This is a genomic window from Pseudoalteromonas sp. SCSIO_11900 (genome assembly GCF_000576475.1).
Classification (GTDB): domain Bacteria; phylum Pseudomonadota; class Gammaproteobacteria; order Enterobacterales; family Alteromonadaceae; genus Pseudoalteromonas; species Pseudoalteromonas tetraodonis.
On record NZ_KK070028.1, the window covers coordinates 1 to 2327 of the forward strand.

General features: G+C 41.9%; 2 protein-coding genes. Both read left to right on the top strand.

Features of this window, described 5'->3' with window-relative positions; genetic code table 11:
* The first annotated feature begins 88 nt into the window (after nucleotides 1–88).
* The gene (locus tag BG00_RS17055) at nucleotides 89–925 is read left to right on the top strand and encodes a tyrosine-type recombinase/integrase (RefSeq protein WP_036983808.1); all 837 of its coding nucleotides are present in this window, start codon (nucleotides 89–91) and stop codon (nucleotides 923–925) included.
* The gene (locus BG00_RS17060) at nucleotides 922–2010 is read left to right on the top strand and encodes an IS91 family transposase (protein ID WP_036983809.1); all 1089 of its coding nucleotides are present in this window, start codon (nucleotides 922–924) and stop codon (nucleotides 2008–2010) included. The genes BG00_RS17055 and BG00_RS17060 overlap by 4 nt, the downstream gene beginning before the upstream one ends.
* Nucleotides 2011–2327: the final 317 nt, after the last annotated feature.

The window sequence follows — 2327 nt, forward strand, 5'->3', positions numbered from 1 at the left end:
TGTTGAACTAAGCCGCTACGCGGAGATCCTATTCTTATCATTTGAGCCACACTTACCTTGGGGTTATCCCATAACTTGGAGGTAAGTCATGAATACACTCATTGAACAAGTCAAAACTGAAATAGCCTATCGTGGTTATTCGCAAAGTACATGTAAAAGCTACTGTGAACATTTACTAAAACTCAGTCATTATTTTAATAAACCGCTCGATTCGATTACTGATGAGGAACTTAACGCCTTTTTTAACGATCCTGCGATTCGTAAACTTTCTAGAGCAAGCCAAAAAATACAGATAAACAGTATTTGGTTCTTGTTTAAGAATATTTTACATCGGCCATTGAACTTAGATATTGTACTGCCAAAAGTAAAACTTCGCGCACCCACGTATTTATCGCGCGATGACATGCGACGGCTGATAGAGAGCTGCACGGATGATATGCGCTTAAAAACATTGATTATGGTGTGCTATGGGTGTGGCTTACGTATTAATGAACTGCTACGCATTAAAGTGCAAGATATCGATGGACAGCGTAAAACTATTTTAATTGAACAAGGTAAAGGGGATAAATCACGCTATGTGGTTGTATCAGATAGCGTGCTGGCTCAATTACGTTGTTATTGGAAAATGTATCACCCAACAGGTTGGATGTTCTATTCACGGTTATTAATGGATAAACCTATGTCAGCATCAACCTTCAGGAAGCCATTGAGAAAACATGCACAAGCGTGTGGCTTAAAGCACTGTAATCCACATACTTTACGCCATGCTTATGCAACACACCAACTTGAATCAGGTATGCCACTTCATCAACTGCAACATCAGCTTGGGCACAGTGATATTAAAACCACACAAAGTTACTTACATTGGTTACCAGAGTTAGGTCATGGCGGCATTGATTTGCTTGCGAGCTGGAGTAAACAATGAACGCCTTACACCTCGCTGATATTTTAAACTCAAGCCTTGAGAGTTATCGCCAACATCATACGGTGAGTTATCAACAACTGCGCGTGTGTCAGCACCTTCAATCATGCAGAACGGGTCAGCTCGGTTATCAAGCATGGCAATGTGATAACTGTGGTGAGTCGCAAAAGATTGGATGTAGCTGTCGAGACCGTCATTGTCCGCGTTGCCAAGGCATGGCTACGGCTAAATGGGTGCAAAAACAGCAGGAGGATTTATTACCATGTAGGTATTTCCACCTTGTTTTTACACTCCCGCATGAGTTGAATATCATTGCGCACTACAACCCAAACGCGTTGTATCAGTGTTTATTCAAAGCCACATGGCAAACGCTGAGTAAATTTGCGAAACGAAAGAGGCATGGTCAGTTAGGCATGACAAGTGTACTGCATACGTGGGGGCAAAACTTAGGTCAGCATATCCACTTGCATTGTTTGATACCCGCAGGTGCGCTTGATAAAGCACACTGGCATGAAATAGAAAAAGGCTATTTATACCCCGTTAAAGCATTATCAACAGTGTTCAGAGGGAAAATGCTGGCGGCGCTTAATGAATGCGATAGTTCATTCGCGAAGATAAACACCCCAACCAAATGGTGCGTGTATAGCAAAGCCTGTTTAACGTACAGTGAAAAGCTAGTTAGTTACCTTGCTCGTTATACCCGAAAAGGCGTGATGTCAGAATCGCGATTAGTGTCAGCGACTGAAGAAACAGTGAGCTTTAAATACCGCGATTATGCAGATAACAACCGCGATAAAGTCATGACTCTGAGTTGTAATGAATTTTTACGGCGCTACTTTCAACATGTATTGCCTAAAGGGTTTATGCGCATTCGCCACTATGGCTTTTTAGCTAATGCGTGTCGCAAGCGAAAGTTAGCATTAATAAGGTCACAAGAATCACACAGAGGTAAAGTGGAGAAGCTAAAGACAGAAAACGTAACACTGATACCGCATTGGCCTTGCCAGCATTGTAAGGCAGGTATCTTGCGGTTAATTGGCGTATTCCAGTTATATGAAACAAGGACCAAAGTAGAGCGAACGAGTTAGCAGCTAGGTAGCTGCTTAAAATCAATTAGTTAACCTGCTTAACTGCTCAGGCTAGCGGCCTCTGTACGTGTAAAAAATATAATTGCTTATTAAGGCAAATTTAGGTGTAATGAATACATAATAAGCGCTGAGCAATGCAGGGAAAGCTTACATAACACTAGCTAAGCTGATTAAATCAGCTAGGAAAGTGAGAGCCTCCAAAAAGCAAATTCCCATAGCATAAACAACACCAACTCTGACACACCGAGCAGGTAGCGGCTCAGTCCAACAAGCGATTATGCAACACAAACAGCGTGTCGCATAAATACTAAAATGTT

What these genes read in the sequence shown, in the direction of transcription:
- BG00_RS17055 (WP_036983808.1), top strand. Translation starts at nt 89, where the DNA reads ATGAATACACTCATTGAACAAGTCAAAACTGAAATAGCCTATCGTGGT.
- BG00_RS17060 (WP_036983809.1), top strand. Translation starts at nt 922, where the DNA reads ATGAACGCCTTACACCTCGCTGATATTTTAAACTCAAGCCTTGAGAGT.